13 protein-coding genes are annotated in these 19,298 nt (G+C 65.1%); 2 read left to right on the top strand and 11 right to left on the bottom strand.

Features of this window, described 5'->3' with window-relative positions:
- Positions 1 to 28 precede the first annotated feature (28 nt).
- Both WKR98_RS07750 and WKR98_RS07745 read left to right on the top strand, forming a co-directional pair.
- A complete protein-coding gene (locus WKR98_RS07750) occupies positions 29 to 1,450 on the top strand; it encodes a UbiD family decarboxylase (protein ID WP_341432554.1) in 1,422 nt (473 codons plus the stop codon).
- A gap of 51 nt (positions 1,451 to 1,501) precedes the next feature.
- The gene (locus tag WKR98_RS07745; RefSeq protein WP_341432553.1) at positions 1,502 to 3,094 is read left to right on the top strand and encodes a class I adenylate-forming enzyme family protein; all 1,593 of its coding nucleotides are present in this window, start codon (positions 1,502 to 1,504) and stop codon (positions 3,092 to 3,094) included.
- A gap of 12 nt (positions 3,095 to 3,106) precedes the next feature.
- On the opposite strand, the gene gcvA is transcribed toward WKR98_RS07745, so the two are convergent.
- The 11 genes from gcvA to rplK all read right to left on the bottom strand — a co-directional run bounded on the left by gcvA (position 3,107) and on the right by rplK (position 19,290).
- Positions 3,107 to 4,036 carry a transcriptional regulator GcvA gene (gene gcvA / locus WKR98_RS07740; protein WP_341432552.1) on the bottom strand — a complete coding sequence of 310 codons (930 nt, stop codon included), beginning with the start codon at positions 4,034 to 4,036 and terminating at the stop codon, positions 3,107 to 3,109.
- A gap of 64 nt (positions 4,037 to 4,100) precedes the next feature.
- The gene (locus WKR98_RS07735; RefSeq protein ID WP_341432551.1) at positions 4,101 to 5,027 is read right to left on the bottom strand and encodes a Bug family tripartite tricarboxylate transporter substrate binding protein; all 927 of its coding nucleotides are present in this window, start codon (positions 5,025 to 5,027) and stop codon (positions 4,101 to 4,103) included.
- 122 nt (positions 5,028 to 5,149) lie between these two features.
- Positions 5,150 to 5,920: an SDR family NAD(P)-dependent oxidoreductase gene (locus WKR98_RS07730; RefSeq protein ID WP_341432550.1), complete on the bottom strand. Its 771-nt coding sequence runs from the start codon at positions 5,918 to 5,920 to the stop codon at positions 5,150 to 5,152.
- 41 nt (positions 5,921 to 5,961) lie between these two features.
- A complete protein-coding gene (locus WKR98_RS07725; RefSeq protein ID WP_341432549.1) occupies positions 5,962 to 6,780 on the bottom strand; it encodes an SDR family NAD(P)-dependent oxidoreductase in 819 nt (272 codons plus the stop codon).
- A gap of 25 nt (positions 6,781 to 6,805) precedes the next feature.
- Positions 6,806 to 7,915 carry a nitrilase-related carbon-nitrogen hydrolase gene (locus WKR98_RS07720; RefSeq protein ID WP_341432548.1) on the bottom strand — a complete coding sequence of 370 codons (1,110 nt, stop codon included), beginning with the start codon at positions 7,913 to 7,915 and terminating at the stop codon, positions 6,806 to 6,808.
- A 257-nt stretch (positions 7,916 to 8,172) separates the two neighbouring features.
- Positions 8,173 to 12,438 (bottom strand): DNA-directed RNA polymerase subunit beta', encoded by a 4,266-nt coding sequence (gene rpoC, locus WKR98_RS07715; RefSeq protein ID WP_341432547.1) that lies wholly within the window; start codon positions 12,436 to 12,438, stop codon positions 8,173 to 8,175.
- Between the two features lie 11 nt (positions 12,439 to 12,449).
- The gene (rpoB, locus tag WKR98_RS07710) at positions 12,450 to 16,562 is read right to left on the bottom strand and encodes a DNA-directed RNA polymerase subunit beta (RefSeq protein WP_124687576.1); all 4,113 of its coding nucleotides are present in this window, start codon (positions 16,560 to 16,562) and stop codon (positions 12,450 to 12,452) included.
- A 305-nt stretch (positions 16,563 to 16,867) separates the two neighbouring features.
- Positions 16,868 to 17,251, bottom strand: a complete 384-nt coding sequence (gene rplL, locus WKR98_RS07705; protein ID WP_124687575.1) for a 50S ribosomal protein L7/L12 — start codon at positions 17,249 to 17,251, stop codon at positions 16,868 to 16,870.
- Between the two features lie 87 nt (positions 17,252 to 17,338).
- The gene (gene rplJ, locus WKR98_RS07700) at positions 17,339 to 17,860 is read right to left on the bottom strand and encodes a 50S ribosomal protein L10 (protein ID WP_124687574.1); all 522 of its coding nucleotides are present in this window, start codon (positions 17,858 to 17,860) and stop codon (positions 17,339 to 17,341) included.
- A 291-nt stretch (positions 17,861 to 18,151) separates the two neighbouring features.
- Complete coding sequence (gene rplA / locus WKR98_RS07695) at positions 18,152 to 18,856, bottom strand: 50S ribosomal protein L1 (protein WP_124687573.1); 705 nt, start codon at positions 18,854 to 18,856, stop codon at positions 18,152 to 18,154.
- 2 nt (positions 18,857 to 18,858) lie between these two features.
- Complete coding sequence (rplK, locus tag WKR98_RS07690) at positions 18,859 to 19,290, bottom strand: 50S ribosomal protein L11 (RefSeq protein ID WP_124687572.1); 432 nt, start codon at positions 19,288 to 19,290, stop codon at positions 18,859 to 18,861.
- Positions 19,291 to 19,298: the final 8 nt, after the last annotated feature.

The raw sequence follows: 19,298 nt of genomic DNA, 5'->3' as shown, positions 1-19,298 counted from the left end.
CTCTTCTTTCGTCCCTCAGGAGCGCTCCATGGCAGACGCCGCACACAACGGATCACGCAACGGCTTCCCACCCGTCACGACGCTGCGCGAATGGCTGGATCGCCTGGCCACCAACGACAGGCTCGCGCTCATCCAGGCAGGCATGTCCCTGCGGTTTGACATCGCCGCCATCGCCTCGAAGCTGGACGGCCGCCAGGCCACGCTCTTTCCGTCCCCGCAGGGTCATCGCATTCCCGTACTGTCAGGCATCGTGTCGCGCCGCGAGTGGATCGCCGACGCGATGGGCGTGGCGCCCGCCGATCTGCTCAAGCGCTACCAGCACGCGGTGGGCAACCCGCTGCCCTGCGAAGAAGTGGACACGGCACCGGTACAGGAGATCATCCATCGAGGCGACGTCGACATCGGCCGGCTGCTCCCCGCCCCGATACACAACGAGCACGACGGCGGCGCCTACCTGACCGCGGGCCTGCTGATCAGCAGCAACCCCAATACCGGCCGGCAGAACGTATCGATCAATCGCTGCCACCTGAAGGGGGGCAATCGCATGGGTGTCTCGGTGTCGTCGCGCGACACCGGCACCTTCCTGAATCTGTGCGAGAAAGCCGGCAAACCGCTGCCCATCGCGATTGCCATCGGCGTGGATCCGCTCACGCTCATGGCGTCGCAGGCCATCGTTGCCATGGACCAGGACGAACTCGAAGTCGCCGGTGCGCTGCGGGGCGAGCCGGTGCGCGTCGTCAAGTGCCTGACCAATGATCTGCGCGTTCCGGCCGAGGCCGAGATCGTTCTCGAAGGCCGGATCCTACCGAACGTGCGCGAGCCCGAAGGTCCGTTCGGGGAATTCACCCAATACTACGGGCCGCGGGGCGACCGCTTCGTCATCGAGATCGATGCCATCACCCACCGGCGGTCGCCGATATTCCACACCATCATCGGCGGCGGCACGGAACACATTCTGCTGGGCGCCGTCGCGCGGGAAGCCAGTTTTCTCACGACCATGCAGCGCATATTCCCCAACGTGACCAACGTGCACCTGGCTCCCGGCGGAGTCGGCCGCTACCACCTGTACGTGCAGATGAAGAAGCTGCACGAAGGCAGCGCCAAGAACGTCATCTTCAGCGCCCTTGCCATGCATCACGACGTCAAGCAGGTCATCGTGGTGGACGAGGACATAGACATCTATGATCCGCAGGAAGTCGAATGGGCGGTCGCCACGCGCTTCCAGGCGGACCGGGACCTGGTCGTCGTAGACAACTGCCGGGCCTCCAGGCTGGACCCCACCTCGCGGGGCGGGATCGGGTCCAAGCTGGGAATGGACGCCACCAAGCCGGTCGACGCCCCACGGGAACAGTTCCTGCGCATCGGCGTACCGGGAAGAGATGCGGTCGATATCGAAGCGGTAAGATCGGACATTGCCTCCGGGTCATGGCGAAAGGCATGCCCGGACTGACATGGAATCCCCGGGGGGAGTGTTGAACATCCACGTGACGGGAGTCCGCGCTTGCTGACGCTTCCCGACCTGTTGCAGAGCACGGCCCAGGCGCATGGGCACCGGGTGGCGATCCATTCGCCGTCCGGCAGCCTCAGCTGGAGGCAGCTTATCGAGCGCGTCGCGCGCAGCGCCGGCATGCTCCGGTCGCTGGGCCTGCACCCGGGCGAGCGGTTCGCCACGCTTTGCCGGAACTCCGTCTCGCACGCCCAGTTGCTGCTGGGCGGGTACTGGTCCGGCATCGTACCGATTCCCATGAACTTCCGGCTCACTGGCGGCGACATCGCCTGGATGCTCGAGCAATCCGGCTGCCGGATGCTGCTGGTGGACGAGGAGCTCGCCTATCTGCTGGACCAGGCGCAGCTTGTCCCATGGCGCGGGCGAGCCGTCTGCGTCGGCGCCGCTCCCGGCATCTTCGGCATTCCCGGCACGGACACCCTGCTGGCCGATGCGCGGCCCACGGCACCGCATGCGGTGGCGGAAGGCGATCTTGCGTTGTGTCTCTATACCGGCGGCACCACCGGCCGAGGCAAGGGAGTCCGGCTCACCCATCGCAACGTCGTGGCCAACGCGCTGCAGCTCGCCCGCGTGATGGCCCCCGCACCGGAGGACATCTATCTCCATGTCTCGCCCATGTATCACTCGACGGATCTCAAGGCGACCGTGGTCAGCATGTTTGGGGGCTCGCACGTCTACCTGAAGGATGCCTCCCCCGAGGACGTGCTCGATGCCATCGAGCGCCATCGGGTCACCATCGCGAGCCTGCTGCCTGACATGATCGCCCGCATCCTCAAGGAAGCCTCGGTCAGTCGCTACGATCTGCACAGCCTGCGCCTGATCAGCTATGGCACCTCGCCGCTGGACGAGTCCACCCTGCGCGCCGCGATGGCCGCCTTCCCGCACACCGGATTCCACCAGTGCTACGGCCTGACCGAAACCTCGCCCTACCTTGCCATCCTGGACGAAGAGGCACACCGCCGGGCCGTGACGGATCGCCCCGAACGACTCAAGGCGGCCGGCCGGGTCCTGCCCGGCACGCGGCTCGCGCTGCTCGACGACGCCGGCAACGAAGTACCGGCCGGGGGGACCGGCGAAATCGTCGTGTCCGGGCCGCAGGTTGCCGATGGCTATCTCGGCCTTCCCGAGGAGGAGGCCCGGGTCTTTCGCCAGGGAGCATTCCATACCGGCGATATCGGCCGCATCGACGACGACGGCTTTCTCTACATCCTGGACCGCAAGGTGGAAGTGGTCGCGGCGCGCGGCGCGAACGTCTATACGAAGACGGTCGAGGACATCCTGCGCCAATGCCCCGGTATTGCCGAAGCCGCGGTGGTAGGCGTACCCGACCCGGTCTCCGGAGAAGCGCTGCTCGCAGTGCTTGTCTCCGACGGCCCTGCGCCGTCCCTGCCCGCCATCGTCGAGTTCTGCCGTGGCCGCCTGTTGGCCGGCCAGATCCCGAGTCAGTTCATGTTCGTGGACGGCCTGCCCCGCACGCCGCTGGGGAAGGTAAAAAAGCAGGAGCTTCAGGAAGCCTACCGCTCGCAGCTGGAAGCCCATGGCGCGGACGCGCCGGCCCGGCGCCGCGTGCGCCCGGGAAGAGCCTGACCGCTGCTCCGGTCAGGCTGTCCAGCCTCGCGACCGCATCCATGCGGCCAGCGATTGCTCGGTATCGGCTCCCTCGCTGGCCAGCCAGTCGCAAAAGGTACGCACCGCCCGGCTCTCCGCGGGAGGGTGGGGATGGCTGGCGTAGTAGGTCCGGCGCCTGACCGGCGGCGTATCGAGCGGCACCGCCAGCCTGCCCGTGATGATGTCGTCGATGACGAGAAATAGCGGCACCAGCATGACGCCCAGGCCTTCCATGGTCGCCTGCAGCGAGAAATACATCTGCTCGAAACTCAGGATGCTCGCGGGCCGGATGTGGTCGCACCCCACTCCATGGAGCCATTCCGACCAGGAATACGACTCCGTGGCATAGCTCAGCAGGGTATGCCGCGCCAGGTCTTCCGGACGCTCCAGCCCCGGCCATTCCAGCAGATCGACGTGGCAGACGGGCACGACCATCTCGCTCACCACGGGGATCGAATTGCAATTGGGCAGCGGCGCATGGGCGCTGCGTATGGCAAGATCGTAGCCGTGCTCCTGGAAATTGACCGGCGCGATCGAGGTGGTCAGGCGCACGTCGATTTCCGGCCGCCGCCGCTGAAAGCGCGAGAGCCTGGGGATCAGCCAGCGCATCATGAAGGTAGGCGGCGCATTGATGCGCAAGCCGGCCCTGGCCGACCGCTGCTGGGCCTGCATCGACGCCACGGCGATCAGGTCCAGCCCCATCGTCACCTGCTCGAGGTAGTCCCGGCCGGCCTCGGTCAATGCCAGTTGGGACGCCGATCGCAGGAAAAGCGGCACGCCCAGCCAGGCCTCGAGCAGCGCCACCTGCCGGCTGACCGCGCCGTGCGTGACGTGCAACTCTTCGGCCGCCTTGGTGAAATTGACATGCCGCGCGGCAACCTCGAACACCCTGACGGCATTCATCGGAGGCAATTTTCTCATGGTCGCCGGATATTGCCATGAGCGGCCGCCGCAGCCAATCCGCGTCATCGCCTATCCCGGCGCCTCAATTCCCGATCCGCAAGTTCAGGTCATTGATCACCTTGGTCCAGCGCTCCAGCTCGTCGCGCTGGAACGCGGCGAACTCGGCCGGCGGCATGAGCGGGCTCATTTCGTAGCCGACCGCCACGCAGCCTTCCTTGAACTTCTCCGAGGCCAGCACCTTGGAGACGGCGCGATACAGCTTGTCGGCAACCGCGGAAGGCGTTCCGGCGGGAGCGTAGAGACCGATCCACGAAGCGCTTTCGAAATCCACGCCTTGCTCGATCACCGTCGGAACGTCCTTGACGAAACCGCTGCGCTCCTTGCCCGTCACCGCCAACGGGCGCAGCTTGCCGGCCCGGATCTGCGGCAACGCATCCGACACCGAAGACACCAGGACCTGGACTTCGCCCGAGACCGCGGCCAGGATGGCCGGGCCGGAACCCTTGTAGGGCACCTGCTGGATGTCGATTCCCGTCTTCTGCTTGAACGCCTCGAACGCCACCTGGTGCGGCGACGACGGCGACGCGTAGAACAGGCGGCCCGGCCTGGACTTGGCGAGCTTGACCAGGTCGGCCAGGGAATGGACGGGCAGGCCCAGGGGTACCGAGAACAGCAACTGGCTGTACCCGATCATCGTGATCGGCACGAAGTCCTTCGCCGGGTCGTAGGTCAGTGCCGGTTTCAGGCCCGGGTTGTAGGCCATCATGCCGCTCGAACCGCTCAGTAGCGTGTAGCCGTCGGCAACCGATTTGGCCACGAACTGCGCCGCAATGGCGCCGTCGGCACCCGCCTTGTTTTCGACCACCATGGGCTGGCCCAGTTCGGCCCGCAGGTGCTCGGCTAGCAGTCTGCCCATGACGTCGTTGCCGCCTCCGGGCGCGAAACCTATCACGAGCGTCACGGGCTTGCTCGGGTAGTCCTGTCCGGCGGCCCAAACCGCCGTCGTCACGCAAAGCGCCAGCACCCCACAAGCGCCTGTCCATCGCCGGTTCCCATTCATGATCGTCTCCAACGGTGTAGTTATGCGTCCGGCCCCGGTCGTCGTCCGGGTTCGCGCCGGCCGTGGCCGGATCAACTCATCGCGCCTCCGCCATCGACGGGCAGCGCCACACCGGTTATGTACGAACTCTCGGGCGCCACTAGAAACAGTGCCGCCCGCGCCATTTCCTCGGGGTTCCCGAGCCGCTTGACCGGCCGCACCTGCCGGTTCATCTCGGCATACGAATCAGCGACGATGTCGGGGTTGCGCGCCAGCACGCCCTGCCAGAGAGGAGTGCTGGCTATCGGACCGGGACAAATCGCGTTCACCCGGATGCCATCCCGGGCATGCTCGACAGCCAGCGCCCGCGCCAGCATCAGCAGGCCCGCCTTCGACGCCGAGTACGCCGGAGATTGCCGGGACGGCCGCAGCCCCAGCCCGGACGCGGTGAAGAGAATGGACCCGCCTCCCGCGCGCCGCAGGTGCGGCAGCGCGTACTTGGCACCGAAGAACCCGGCCTTCAGGTGAATGTCCATGACCTGGTCATATTGCGCTTCGGTCGTATGCTCGAGCAGGCCAGGTCCGGCCACGCCGGCATTGTGGAAGAATACGTCCAGGCGGCCATAGCGGCGGACTGTCTCGTCCACGGTGTCGGCGATCCGCCCGGTCCGGCGCAGGTCGCATTCCATGAAGAATGCCTGGCCGCCCTCCTTTTCTATGTCCTCCACAGTGCGTTGGGCATCGGACCGATTGATGTCGGCAATGGCGATCCGGGCTCCCTCGCGCGCGAAAAGCAATGCGCTGGCCCGCCCGATGCCGGTGGCGGCACCCGTGATAAGGGCGACCTTCGAATGCAGCAGCATGAGTGGCTCCATTCCATCATGAAACGGGCTCGCGCAGCGCGTCAGCCAGCGCTGGCTAGATCTCGAAAGGCGGGCCGGCCATCCCGCGTCATCCACATCTGGCCGCCGGCGCAGTCCATCACCGTTCCGTTGACGAAGGCGGCGGCATCCGAGGCCAGGTAAAGCGCCATGTCGGCCACCTCGTCGGTGGTACCCATGCGCGCCAGCGGCACGTTGGACAACAACTGATCCAGCTGCTCGGGTCGCCGGTTCAACGACGTGCGGGGCGTTTCTATCAATCCCGGGGCCAGCGCGTTGACCCGTACGTGGGGCGCCAGTTCCATGGCGAGCGACCGGGTCAGGCTGATGACGGCAGCCTTGGCCGCCGAGTACGCCGGCATCCCGGGGAACGGAAACTGCCCCGTCAGCGACGCCATGTTGACGATGCAGCCATGCCGCTGTTCGAGCATCAGCGGTGCCACCGAGCGCGTACACAGGAAGACGCTCTTCACGTTGGCCGCGAACGTGTCGTCCCAGTCCCGTTCGCTCAGCTTGCAGACGCGTCCTATCCTGAACGCCGGTCCGCTTGCGCCACCGGCGTTGTTGACCAGCACGTCGATACGACCGAAGGCATCGCGCGCGGCCAGCGCCATGCGCTCGACCGCCTCGGCGCGCGTGACGTCGGCCTGGACGGCCACCGCCTCTCCCCCGAAAGCGTGGATCTCGGCGCCGACCGACTCCGCGCGGTCCAGGTCCATGTCCGCGACGCAGACCCTGCCGCCCAGCCGGGCCAGGCCCAGGGCGACCGCCTGGCCTATGCCGCCGCCCCCGCCCGTCACGACGGCCGTCCTGCCGCGGAATGACAGTTCCGACAATCTCATCTGCGTCTCCTTCGCCTTTCCGCCGTCAGGCGGCGTCGCCGCGCGGACGGATGTAGATGCCCTCGTCGACGAAGCGCTGGATGGGCTGCGCGCGCGAGCGGTCCGCCTGGTCGGTCGGAAGCCGGTCCGCATACATGTTGGCCGGATACAGCGGCTTGTCGTACATGTGGCGAAAAGCCTCGCTGCGCACCTGCGTCAGCCAGTTGTGGCGCGGGTCCATGCGCCGGCGGCGCAGCGCCTCGAGGCTGATCTGCGCGGCGGTCACGGTCTCGCCCGGGTAGTTCACGTGCTGCACGATCGCGCCGTGGTAATCGATCACCATCGACCCGCCGGGATAGGAATTGGCCGGATTGCCGCGCACGATCAGGTTGCCCGGCGCGCAGGCCGCCACATACATGGTGTTGAACGCGGCGTGGGCGCGATTGGTGACTTCCCAGAGGTCCTGCGGCGGCGAGCCGTCGGGCTCGGCCATGCCGCTCGACCTGATCATGACCTCGCAGCCCTGCAGGGCCATCGCGCGCGAGTGCTCCGGGTAGAACGCCTCGTTGCAGATCAGGTAGCCCAGCTTGCCGATGTCGGTCTCGACGACAGGAAACATGCAGCTCAGCACGTCCCCTTTCCTGCGGCCGTACTTGCCGTCCATGGCCTCGATGTAGCGGTCCCACACGTCGTGCGGGCTGACGTCGTCGCGCCCGCTGTAGGGCAGGTAGGGGCAGTATTTGTGGCGCTTGTAGATCACCTCGCCGCTGGGGTCGATGATGAACGCGGCGTTGAACGCGAACTCCGTGCTGATCTCCGGGATCACCTCGTGCGCGCTGCCGGCGATGTAGGTCTTGTACTTGCGCGCCTGCTCGGCCAGGAGTTCGATCTCGTCGCCGGGAATCCGTATCGCCATGTCCTTGGCGACCTTGGTGAACAGGTTCGCGTAGGGCTCCGGATTGTTGTTCCAGCCCTGCATGAAGACCTCCGGCAGCACCACCAGCTTGAGCGGCGCGTATTCGCGGAATGCCAGCCGCGTCGGCCCATAACCGAAGATCTCGATGATGCGGTCGAGGTTGGCCTTGCGGATATCGCGCCTATGGTCGATGCCCAAGCGGTTGGTCTGCATCAGGACGATGGAATACAGGTCGGTCACTGTCGCTCCTTTGGATGCCCCGGGAGCCAGGTTCACGCCGGCTCCGCGGTTTCTCTTCTGTAGGCGCAGTGTGCATGGCCGGCCTGGGGCCGGCCAATCGAGATATTTTTAGGGACCTTCAGGAAAACTCACAGCGCATCCATCGACATCGGCCAGTGCGTCGACCAAGAAAAAAGGCCTGGGTCCGGTACATACCGGACCCAGGCCTTCAACACTTCGACCGGGCGAGGCCCCGAAGGCCCCCGCCGCGATACCGCTTACTCCTGGCTGCCGCCTTCGGCCGGCTCGTCGCCCGAAGGCTCCGAGGTCGTCACGCTTTCGGCCGGCGTATTGAAGATCTCGCTCTCGTCGAAGGTGTTGCCCACGTCGGCGAATACCACTTCGCGCTCGGCGGCCTCCTGGGCTTCCTTCTCCTTGCGGGCGCCATGGTAGGCCATGCCGGTACCCGCAGGGATCAGGCGACCCACGATGACGTTTTCCTTCAAGCCGCGCAGGTCGTCGCGCTTGCCCATGATGGCGGCTTCGGTCAGGACACGCGTGGTTTCCTGGAACGAAGCGGCCGAGATGAACGAGTCGGTCGACAGCGAAGCCTTCGTGATACCCAGCAGCACGTTCTCGTACGAGGCGGGGCGCTGGTTGTCGGCGTTGACGCGATCGTTCTCGTTCAGCATCTCGGCGCGTTCGACCTGCTCGCCCGGGATGAACGAGGTGTCGCCCGGATCGACGATGTTCACGCGGCGCAGCATCTGGCGCACGATCACTTCGATGTGCTTGTCGTTGATCTTCACGCCTTGCAAACGGTAGACGTCCTGCACTTCGTCGACGATGTAGATCGCCAGCTTCTCGATGCCTTGCAGGCGCAGGATGTCGTGGGGATCGGCCGGGCCGTCCACGATCATTTCGCCCTTGTTCACCACCTGGCCGTCGTGCACCAGCACCTGCTTTTCCTTCGGAATCAGGAACTCGTGGCTGACGCCGTCCAGGTCGGTGATGACCAGGCGCTGCTTGCCCTTGGTGTCCTTGCCGAACGAGACCGTGCCGGTGACGTCGGCAAGCATGCCGGCATCCTTGGGCGAACGGGCTTCGAACAGCTCGGCCACGCGCGGCAGACCCCCGGTGATGTCGCGGGTCTTCTGCGATTCCTGCGGAATACGCGCCAGCACCTCGCCCACGCCGACCTGCTGGCCGTCGCGAACGGTGATCAGCGCGCCCACCGGGAAGGAGATGCTGACCGAGTGATCGGTACCGGCGATCTTGACTTCCTCGTTGGCGCCGTCGAGCAGCTTGACCTGCGGACGCACGGTCTGCTTGGCGCTGCCACGCGTCTTGGGCGTGATCGCGACCAGGGTCGACAGGCCGGTGACTTCGTCGAGCTGACGGGCCACCGTGACGCCTTCTTCCACGTTCTCGAACTTGATCGTGCCACCGTACTCGGTGATGATCGGACGGGTCAGCGGATCCCAGCTGGCCAGCTGCGCACCGGCCTTGACCGTCGCGCCGTCGCCATGCAGCAGGATCGCGCCGTACGGCACCTTGTGGCGCTCGCGCTCGCGGCCATTGTCGTCGACGATCAGGATTTCGCCCGAACGCGAGATGGCAACCTGCTCGCCCTTGCCGTTGGTCACGTAGCGCATGGCGCTGGTGAAGCGTACCGTGCCGTTGGACTTGGTTTCCACGCCCGAGGCCAGCGCCGCGCGCGAGGCCGCGCCACCGATGTGGAACGTACGCATCGTCAGCTGCGTGCCGGGTTCGCCGATGGACTGGGCGGCGATCACGCCGACCGCCTCGCCGACGTTGACCGGCGAGCCGCGGCCCAGGTCGCGGCCGTAGCACGCGGCGCACAGGCCATGGCGGGTTTCGCAGGTCAGGGCCGAGCGCACCTTCACTTCGTCGATGCCCAGGCGCTCGATGGTGTCGACCGCGTCTTCGTCCAGCAGCGTGCCGGCTTCGAACACGGTCTCCTGGGTGTCGGGGTTGACCACGTCGGCGACCACGGTGCGGCCGAGGATACGGTCGCGCAGCGGCTCGATGACTTCACCGCCTTCGACCAGCGCCTTCATGGCGAAGCCGAAGGTCGTGCCGCAATCGTCCTCGGTGATGACCAGGTCCTGCGTCACGTCCACCAGACGGCGGGTCAGGTAACCCGAGTTCGCCGTCTTCAGCGCCGTATCGGCCAGGCCTTTACGCGCGCCGTGGGTCGAGATGAAGTACTGCAGTACGTTCAGGCCCTCGCGGAAGTTCGCGGTGATGGGCGTCTCGATGATGGAGCCGTCGGGCTTGGCCATCAGGCCCCGCATGCCGGCCAGCTGGCGGATCTGGGCCGCGGAACCGCGGGCGCCGGAGTCGGCCATCATGTAGATCGAGTTGAACGACTCCTGGCGGGTGGCGGTACCGTGGCGGTCGACGACGGGCTCGGTCGAGAGCTGTTCCATCATCGCCTTGCCCACGCGGTCGCCGGCCTTGCCCCAGATGTCCACCACGTTGTTGTAGCGTTCCTGGGAGGTGACCAGACCCGACGAGTACTGCTTGTCGATTTCCTTGACCTCCTTGCTGGCCTCGGCAAGGATGCCTTCCTTGGCGGACGGGATCAGCATGTCGTCCATGCAGATCGAGATACCGCCGCGCGTGGCCAGGCGGAAGCCCGACTGCATCAGCTGGTCGGCGAAGATCACCGTGTCGCGCAGGCCGCAGCGGCGGAACGACTGGTTGATCAGGCGCGAGATTTCCTTCTTCTTCAGGGGCTTGTTCAGCACCGAGAAGGGCAGCCCCTTGGGCAGGATCTCCGACAGGATGGCGCGGCCGACGGTGGTCTCGAAGCGGCGCAGCACCGGCTGGTACTCGCCGTTCTCGTCACGCTCGTACTCGTTCAGGCGCACGGTGATGCGCGACTGCAGCTCGACCGCCTTGTTCTCGTAGGCGCGCATGACTTCGGACACGTCCACGAAGTGCAGGCCTTCGCCGGCACCATTCACGCGCTCGCGGGTGGCGTAGTACAGGCCCAGCACGATGTCCTGCGAAGGAACGATCGAGGGTTCGCCGTTGGCCGGGAACAGCACGTTGTTGGAGGCCAGCATCAGCGTGCGGGCTTCCAGCTGGGCTTCCAGCGACAGCGGAACGTGGACGGCCATCTGGTCGCCGTCGAAGTCGGCGTTGAACGCCGCGCAGACCAGCGGGTGCAGCTGGATGGCCTTGCCTTCGATCAGGACCGGCTCGAACGCCTGGATGCCCAGGCGGTGCAGCGTCGGCGCGCGGTTCAGCATGATCGGGTGTTCGCGGATCACCTCTTCGAGGATGTCCCACACCACCGGTTCCTGCGTTTCCACCAGCTTCTTGGCCGCCTTGATGGTCGTGGCCAGCCCCATCATTTCCAGGCGGTTGAAGATGAAGGGCTTGAACAGTTCCAGCGCCATCAGCTTGGGCAGGCCGCACTGGTGCAGCTTGAGCTGCGGGCCCACCACGATGACCGAACGGCCCGAGTAGTCGACGCGCTTGCCCAGCAGGTTCTGGCGGAAGCGGCCGCTCTTGCCCTTGATCATGTCGGCCAGCGACTTGAGCGGACGCTTGTTGGCGCCGGTCATGGCCTTGCCGCGGCGGCCGTTGTCCAGCAGCGAGTCGACGGCTTCCTGCAGCATGCGCTTTTCGTTGCGCACGATGATTTCAGGAGCCTTCAGTTCGAGCAGGCGCTTCAGGCGGTTGTTGCGGTTGATGACCCGGCGATACAGGTCGTTCAGGTCGGACGTGGCGAAGCGGCCACCGTCCAGCGGCACCAGCGGGCGCAGCTCGGGCGGCAGCACGGGCAGCACTTCCAGGATCATCCAGTCGGGCTTGATGCCGGACTTCTGGAAGCCTTCCAGCACCTTCAGGCGCTTGGAGATCTTCTTGATCTTGGCATCCGAGCTGGTGGCCTGGAGGTCGGCGCGCAGCGTCTCTATCTCGCGGTTGATGTCGATCGTGCGCAGCAGTTCGCGCACGGCCTCGGCACCCATCACCGCACGGAAATCGTCACCGTACTCTTCGGTCTTGGCCAGGAAGTCGTCTTCCGACATGATCTGGGCGCGCTTGAGCGGCGTCATGCCCGGATCGATGACGCAGTAGGCTTCGAAGTACAGCACGCGTTCGATGTCGCGCAGCGTCATGTCCAGGACCATGCCCAGACGCGACGGCAGCGACTTCAGGAACCAGATGTGAGCGACCGGGCTGGCCAGCTCGATATGGCCCATGCGCTCGCGGCGAACCTTGGCCAGCGTGACTTCCACGCCGCACTTCTCGCAGATCACGCCGCGGTGCTTCAGGCGCTTGTACTTGCCGCACAGGCACTCGTAGTCCTTGATCGGCCCGAAGATCTTGGCGCAGAACAGCCCGTCGCGTTCGGGCTTGAACGTGCGATAGTTGATCGTCTCCGGCTTCTTGACTTCGCCGAACGACCACGACCGGATCTTCTCCGGCGACGCGATGCCAATGCGAATGGCGTCGAACTGTTCTTCCTGCGTAACCTGCTTGAACAGATCCAATAGCGCTTTCATGGCGACTCCTATCAGTTACGCTCGAGATCCATGTCGATCCCGAGCGACCGGATTTCCTTGACCAGCACGTTGAACGACTCGGGCATGCCGGCGTCGATCACGTGGTCGCCCTTGACGATGTTCTCGTACACCTTGGTACGGCCGTTCACGTCGTCGGACTTCACGGTCAGCATTTCTTGCAGCACGTACGAAGCGCCGTAGGCTTCCAGCGCCCACACTTCCATTTCCCCGAAGCGCTGGCCGCCGAACTGCGCCTTGCCGCCCAGCGGCTGCTGGGTCACCAGCGAGTACGGGCCGGTCGAGCGGGCGTGCATCTTGTCGTCGACCAGGTGGTGCAGCTTCAGCATGTGCATGTAGCCGACCGTGACCGGACGCTCGAACATCTCGCCGGTGCGGCCGTCGTACAGGTAGGCCTGGGTCTTGGAGTTGGTCAGCTTGAGGCTCTCGGCCAGTTCGTCCGGATAGGCCAGGTCGAGCATCGCGCGGATGTCGTTTTCCGAAGCGCCGTCGAACACCGGCGTCGCGAACGGCACGCCGTTGCGCAGGTTCTGCGCCAGCTCGATCACCGCGTCGTCGTCCAGTTCTTCCAGGCGGGCTGCCGTGCCGGTGGTGTTGTAGACCTTGCCGACGAACTCGCGCACCTTGGCCACTTCGACCTTGCGCGCTTCGGCCAGCATTTCGTTGAAGCGCTGGCCCAGGCCCTTGGCGGCCCAGCCCAGGTGCACTTCCAGAACCTGGCCCACGTTCATCCGCGAGGGCACGCCCAGCGGGTTCAGCACGATGTCGACGGGAGTGCCGTCGGCCATGTGCGGCATGTCTTCCACCGGGGTGATCTTCGAAACCACGCCCTTGTTGCCGTGACGGCCGGCCATCTTGTCGCCGGGCTGCAGGCGGCGCTTGACGGCCAGGTAGACCTTGACCATCTTGAGCACGCCCGGGGGCAGCTCGTCGCCCTGGGTCAGCTTCTTGCGCTTCTCTTCGAAGGCGAGATCGAACTGGTGGCGCTTCTGCTCGATCGATTCCTTGGCCTGCTCGAGCGCGGTGGCCGCACCTTCGTCGGCCAGGCGGATGTCGAACCACTGCCAGCGGTCCAGCTCGGCCAGGTAGGACTTGGCGATCGCCGCGCCCTTGGCCAGCTTGCGCGGGCCGCCGTTGACGACCTTGCCGACCAGCGACTTCTCGATACGGTCGAAGGTATCGTTTTCCACGATACGCAGCTGGTCGTTCAGGTCCTGGCGATAGCGCTTGAGTTCATCATCGATGATGGACTGGGCGCGCTTGTCGCGCACGATGCCTTCGCGCGTGAACACCTGCACGTCGATGACGGTGCCGACCATGCCCGAGGGCACGCGCAGCGAGGTGTCCTTCACGTCGGAGGCTTTTTCGCCGAAGATCGCGCGCAGCAGCTTCTCTTCCGGGGTCAGCTGGGTCTCGCCCTTGGGCGTGACCTTGCCGACCAGCACGTCGCCGGCCTCGACTTCGGCGCCGATGTAGACGATGCCGGATTCGTCCAGGCGGTTCAGCTGGCCTTCGGACAGGTTGCTGATGTCGCGCGTGATTTCTTCCGAGCCCAGCTTGGTGTCGCGGGCGACGACCGTCAGTTCCTCGATGTGGATGGAGGTGTAGCGGTCATTGGCCACCACGCGCTCCGACATCAGGATCGAGTCCTCGAAGTTGTAGCCGTTCCAGGGCATGAACGCGACCAGCATGTTCTGGCCCAGGGCGAGTTCGCCCAGGTCGCTGGAGGCGCCATCGGCCAGCACGTCGCCCCGGGCGATCATGTCGCCGCGGCGCACGATCGGGCGCTGGTTGATGTTGGTGTTCTGGTTGGAACGGGTGTACTTGATCAGGTTGTAGATGTCGACGCCGACTTCACCGGCGGCGTTTTCATCGTCGTTGACCCGGATCACGACGCGTTCGGCGTCGACGTAGTCGACCAGGCCGCCGCGCAGCGCCTGCACGGTGGTGCCGGAGTCGACCGCCACCGTGCGTTCGATGCCGGTGCCGACCACGGGCTTCTCGGGACGCAGGCAGGGCACGGCCTGGCGCTGCATGTTCGAGCCCATCAGCGCGCGGTTCGCGTCGTCATGCTCCAGGAACGGGATCAGCGAAGCGGCCACGGACACGATCTGCGACGGCGCCACGTCCATGTAGTGGACGTTCTCGGCGGCGGTCAGCATCGTTTCACCGGCCTGGCGGCAGGCCACCAGGTCGTCCACGAAATGGCCTTCGGCGTCGAGCGTGGCGTTCGCCTGCGCGATCACGTAGCGGCTTTCCTCGATGGCCGACAGGTACTCGATCTGGTCGCTGACCTTGCTGTCCACGACCTTGCGGTACGGCGTCTCCAGGAAGCCGTACTCGTTCAGGCGGGCATACAGGGCCATCGAGTTGATCAGGCCGATGTTCGGACCTTCGGGCGTCTCGATCGGGCAGACGCGGCCGTAGTGGGTCGGGTGCACGTCGCGCACCTCGAAGCCGGCGCGCTCGCGGGTCAGGCCGCCAGGGCCGAGGGCCGAGACGCGGCGCTTGTGCGTGATCTCGGACAGCGGGTTGGTCTGGTCCATGAACTGCGACAGCTGGCTCGAACCGAAGAACTCCTTGATGGCGGCCGAGATCGGCTTGGAGTTGATCAGGTCGTGCGGCATCAGGTTCTCGGACTCGGCCTGGCCCAGGCGCTCCTTGACGGCGCGCTCGACGCGCACCAGTCCGGCGCGGAACTGGTTCTCCGCCAGTTCGCCCACGCAGCGCACGCGGCGATTGCCCAGGTGATCGATGTCGTCGATCTCGCCGCGGCCATTGCGCAGCTCGACCAGCACCTTGATCGTATCGAGGATGTCCTCGTTATTGAGGGTCATCGCGCCGGTGATGTCATTGCCGCGGCCCAGCCGGCTGTTGACCTTCATGCGGCCCACGCGCGACAGATCGTAGGTATCCTCGCTGAAGAACAGGCGCTGGAACAGCGCTTCGACGGCTTCCTCGGTGGGCGGCTCGCCGGGGCGCATCATGCGGTAGATCGCCACGCGCGCGGCGGTCTGGTCGGTGGTCTCGTCCACGCGCAGCGTTTGCGAGATGTACGGGCCCTGGTCCAGGTCGTTCGTGTAGAGCGTCTGGATCTCGCGCACGTTGTTCTCGCGCAGCTTGTTCAACAGCGACTCGGTCAGCTCTTCGTTGGCGTGCGCCACGATCTCGCCGGTTTCCGGATCGACCACGTTGCGGGCCAGCGCGCGGCCCAGCAGGAAGTCTTCGGGCACCGAGATACGCTTGGTCTCCGCGGCCACCAGGTCGCGGATGTGCTTGGCGTTGATGCGCTTGTCCTTGGCGACGATGACGTTGCCGGACTTGTCGTTGATGTCGAAGCGCGCGACCTCGCCCTTCCAGCGCTCGGGCACGAATTCCATCAGGCCACCCTCGCTCGCCAGCTCGAAGCTGTCGAACGCGAAGAAGTGCGCCAGGATGCTCTCGGGCGTCATGCCGATGGCCTTGAGCAGGATGGTCACGGGCATCTTGCGGCGGCGGTCGACACGGAAGAACAGGATGTCCTTGGGGTCGAACTCGAAGTCCAGCCACGAGCCGCGGTAGGGAATCACGCGAGCCGAGAACAGCAGCTTGCCGGAGCTGTGGGTCTTGCCGCGGTCGTGCTCGAAGAACACGCCGGGCGAACGGTGCAGCTGCGAGACGATGACCCGCTCGGTACCGTTGATGACGAACGATCCGGTGGAAGTCATGAGCGGAATCTCGCCCATGTAGACTTCCTGTTCCTTCACTTCCTTGACGGTGGGTTTGCTCGCCTCGCGATCGAGCAGGACCAGGCGCACCTTGGCGCGCAGGGGCGACGCGAAGGTCAGCCCACGCTGCTGGCATTCGCGCACGTCGAAGGCGGGTTCGCCCAGCACGTAGCTGACGAATTCCAGCCTGGCCATCTGGTTATGGCTGACGATGGGAAAAATCGAGGAGAATGCGGCTTGCAGCCCTTCTTCCTTACGCTGCAGGGGTGCGGTATCCGACTGCAGGAAGGTACGATAGGACTCGAGCTGGGTTGCCAGCAGGAAAGGAACGGTTTGCACGTCCTCGCGCTTGGCGAAGCTCTTGCGGATGCGCTTCTTTTCGGTGAACGAGTAGGGCATGAGCACTCCGACTCAGGTTGCACGAACCACGGGTAATGGTCCTAAAATACGACTTCGAAATCTCAATGGGGCTACCCGCCGGCTGGGCCGGTGCCCCTCTTCCGGGCTCGCCCGGCACGGGTTTCGGGTCCGAAGGCGGCATCATCCCCACCTGCGCACCGGAAATCCGTCGGCCGATCCGTGCGCGCAAAGCCACGCGAACCAGCGGTACTGCCACGGAAAACAGGCTTTAAAAGCCCTTTTCCAAAAACGCAAAAACCCGGAGGCCGTTTTTTAGCGGCCACCGGGTACCGGCAAGGATCGAATTACTTGACTTCGACCTTGGCACCGGCTTCTTCAAGCTTCTTCTTGGCGGCTTCGGCATCAGCCTTGGCAACGCCTTCCTTCACGGGCTTCGGAGCGCCGTCGACCAGGTCCTTGGCTTCCTTCAGGCCCAGGCCGGTCAGCTCGCGCACGGCCTTGATGACGTTGACCTTGTTGGCGCCGACTTCGGCCAGGATCACGTTGAACTCGGTCTGCTCTTCAGCAGCGGCGGCAGCGCCACCCGCAGCGGCGGGAGCGGCGACAGCCACAGCGGCGGCAGCAGCCGACACGCCGAACTTGTCTTCCAGGTCCTTGATCAGTTCCGACAGTTCCAGGACGGTCAGGCCGGCGATGGCGTCGATGATTTCAGCTTTGCTAAGTGCCATTTTGTTTAAAACTCCAATGAATTTGATACCAGGTATTGGGTGTCGCTTCGTGTCACGAGATTCCGAGGGGAAACATCCCCCGGCCGCTTAGGCGGCCTGCTTGTCCCGCACGGCCGCGAGGCCACGCACGAACTTGGTCGGAACTTCGTTGAGCGTACGCACAAACTGTGCAACGGGTGCCTGCATGGTGCCCAGCAACTTCGCCAGCAACTCTTCGCGCGAGGGCAGCGAGGCCAGAGCCTTGACGCCTTCGACGGACATGACACCGTTCGGCAGGGCACCGCCCTTCAGAACGAGCTTGTCGTTGGTTTTGGCAAAATTGGACAGGACCTTGGCTGCCGCGACCGGATCAGCGCTGATGGCGTACATCAGCGGACCGGTCAGTTGCGACGACAGACCCTCGAAGGGGGTGCCGTTCACAGCGCGGCGGGCCAGCGTGTTCTTCAGAACACGCAGGTAAACGCCCGATTCACGTGCTTGCTTGCGCAGTACGGTGACGGAAGCGACGTCCAGACCACGATATTCGGCGATAACGATCGATTGAGCCTTGGCGACTTGAGCCGAGATCTCTTCGACGACCACCGTTTTCTCTTGACGATTGAGACTCACGGTTTGAACACTCCATCATAAGACGCTCGGGATACCACCCCTTGCGTCAACCGAATGCGGCGAACCTGGTCGACTTCTTTGGATAAAGAATTCTTCCTGGGAGCGCCGTCTGCGCTGGATCCGTGCTTGGGCGGACAGCATTCCATGCCTGCCCGCGAGTCGCGGTTTTAAGATCCTCCGGGCACCTGGCGGGCCAGGGACTCCGGTTTCACTCCAGCGGTCTTTGACAGCAGCACCGCGCGTCCGGCTTTCGCCCGCGCCCGGTGCAGCCCAAAGTCTGTTGCCCTGCGATTACTGCTGGCTGGCCGTCAGAGAGGCCTGGTCCACGCGGACACCGCCACCCATGGTGGACGACACCGCCAGCTTGCGCAGGTAAATACCCTTGGCCGTCGTCGGACGGGCCTTGTTCAGCGCGTCGACCAGGGCCAGCAGGTTGCTCTGCAGCTGTTCGACGTTGAACGAGGCACGGCCGATGGTGGCGTGAATGATCCCGGCCTTGTCGGTACGGTACTGGACCTGACCAGCCTTGGCGTTCTTGACGGCGGTGGCGACGTCGGGCGTCACGGTGCCGACCTTGGGGTTCGGCATCAGGCCACGCGGACCCAGGATCTGGCCCAGCGCGCCGACGACACGCATCGTGTCGGGCGAGGCGATCACCACGTCGAAGTCGATCTGGCCAGCCTTGATGCGCTCGGCCAGGTCTTCCATGCCGACGATGTCGGCGCCGGCGGCCTTGGCGGCCTCGGCCTTCTCGCCCTGGGCGAACACGGCCACGCGCACCGACTTGCCGGTACCGGCGGGCAGCACCACCGAGCCACGGACCAGTTGGTCGGACTTCTTGGCGTCGATGCCCAGCTGCACGGCCAGGTCGATGGATTCATCGAACTTGGCGGTCGCGGTTTCCTTCACCAGCGCCAGCGCTTCGGCGACGGGATACAGCTTGCTGCGGTCGATCTTGGCGCGCAGCGCGGCTACACGTTTGGTCATGCGTGCCATGATTACAGGCCCTCCACCGTGATGCCCATGCTACGGGCGCTGCCAGCGATCGTGCGGACCGCGGCGTCCATGTCGGCAGCCGTCAGATCGGCTTGCTTGGTCTTGACGATTTCTTCGACCTGGGCGCGAGTCAGCGTGCCAACCTTGTCGGTATGGGGCTTGGGCGAACCCTTCTGGATGCCGGCAGCCTTCTTGATGAGGATGGTCGCCGGGGGCGACTTCATCACGAAGGTGAAGCTCTTGTCGGCAAAGGCGGTGATCACCACGGGAATCGGCAGACCGGGCTCCAGGCCCTGGGTCTTGGCGTTGAACGCCTTGCAGAATTCCATGATGTTCAGGCCGCGCTGACCCAGCGCCGGACCGATCGGGGGAGAGGGATTGGCTTTACCAGCTGGCACTTGCAGCTTGATGAAGCCGACGATTTTCTTCGCCATGCTTGACT

This window comes from Pigmentiphaga sp. YJ18, from assembly GCF_038066655.1.
Lineage (GTDB): Bacteria > Pseudomonadota > Gammaproteobacteria > Burkholderiales > Burkholderiaceae_B > Pigmentiphaga.
This window is presented reverse-complemented; position numbering and strand designations above follow the sequence as displayed.